General features: G+C 51.0%; 1 protein-coding gene. It reads left to right on the top strand.

All coding sequences use genetic code 11. From position 1 onward, the window contains the following. Positions 1-925 precede the first annotated feature (925 nt). The gene (locus tag IPG80_RS20775; protein ID WP_345111338.1) at positions 926-1,333 is read left to right on the top strand and encodes a transposase; all 408 of its coding nucleotides are present in this window, start codon (positions 926-928) and stop codon (positions 1,331-1,333) included. Positions 1,334-1,403 lie beyond the last annotated feature (70 nt).

Genomic DNA, 1,403 nt, shown 5'->3' with positions numbered 1-1,403 from the left:
CCAACGGTTTGCGTTACCTGCACGCGGATGGGAGCGAGGTGGCGGCCTTGAGAGCCGGTGAAAACTCGAAGCCAGAAAAATGCTTCCCAGTGTCGCAGCCCCGGTGTCAGGTGCACGTTATTGTTAGACCACATGACTGGCGGGAAAAATACATACAGACGATAAAACTGTAATTGGGGCGAGGCACTAAACCCAGCTGGCAAGACAACCCCGCCAAAAAACCTGCCAATATTATGACACGATTGCGGGCAAGACGCCACAACCAAAAAGACCAATGCCAACGAAAATAACCTGACGAACACGGTAGCCAATGAGCAAGAAACAGCCATCAGGCAGATCAACTGATTAAGAAGAAAAAACTAGCAGCCAGAAAAATGCAAAAGAGAAGAGCCAAGCAGAAAAAACGATTGCAGGGAAAACCCGATTGCGAGCAAAGGCAAAGAAACCACATTTAACAAGTGACACTGTTTTCAAAAGAAAAGAAAAACATGGGGTCTAACGGTTTGCGTTACCTGCGCTGGGGCGGGGACGGCGAAGCCGTCCAACTGGAAAAATGATAAGGCGTGTAAAACTGCTTGAGATTGCCGCAGAATCCCCAGCGTCAGGTAGTATCATAAAAAGGGACACGGCAGATCGATGTCAGGTAGGTCGTAGCAGACCGTCGTGCAGCAAGATCGCCGTGTCCGTTCGTCAGGAGCCCGAACAGTTGCAAGGTCTTGAAGACCGAATACTAGCGTGGGCTCAACTCCATTATACAAAGCGGAGGCAGGAATGACAACTAGTAGCGGAAAGTTCGTAGGGATCGATGTAGCGAAGGACAAATTGGATATTGCAGTATTGGGGGAGAAGAAAGCAAGTCAAGTGGGGAATGATGAGCGAGGGATCGCCAAACTCATCAAGGAGCGAAAAGGACTTGGACCAGTTCATGAAAGAGAACGAAGAGTGGCAGGCACAGGAGCAGATCCTGACGAGTGCCAAGGGAGTGGGGCGGATCACTGCAACGACCTTGTTGGCAGAGTTGCCAGAGTTGGGAAAGTTAGACCGCAAGAAGATCGCCTCCTTGGTGGGCTTGGCACCGATGAATGCGGACAGCGGCAAGAAGAAAGGCTACCGCAAGACGAAGGGCGGACGGATGGAAGTGCGGAATGTGTTGTACATGTCGACCTTGGTGGCGACGCGCTACAACCCATTGATCCAGGCGCAGTATCAGCAGTTATTGAAGAGGGGGAAGGTGAAGAAGGTGGCGTTGACCGCGTGCATGCGGAAGTTCCTAACGATCTTGAACGCGATGATGCGAGACAAAGTTCCGTTCAGGCAGATGGGCCTTGCCTAAGACGGACTGGTTTTCCCTTTAATGGTGGTTTTGCTCTTGACTTTCAAGACAGTTGCTGCACGCTTTGTTA

The organism is Candidatus Villigracilis vicinus, assembly GCF_016702885.1.
Taxonomy (GTDB): Bacteria; Chloroflexota; Anaerolineae; order Anaerolineales; family Villigracilaceae; genus Villigracilis; species Villigracilis vicinus.
Note: the sequence above shows the minus strand (reverse complement) of the source record. Positions and strands in the feature narration are given on the sequence as shown.

What these genes read in the sequence shown, in the direction of transcription:
- IPG80_RS20775 (WP_345111338.1), top strand. Translation starts at nt 926, where the DNA reads ATGAAAGAGAACGAAGAGTGGCAGGCACAGGAGCAGATCCTGACGAGT.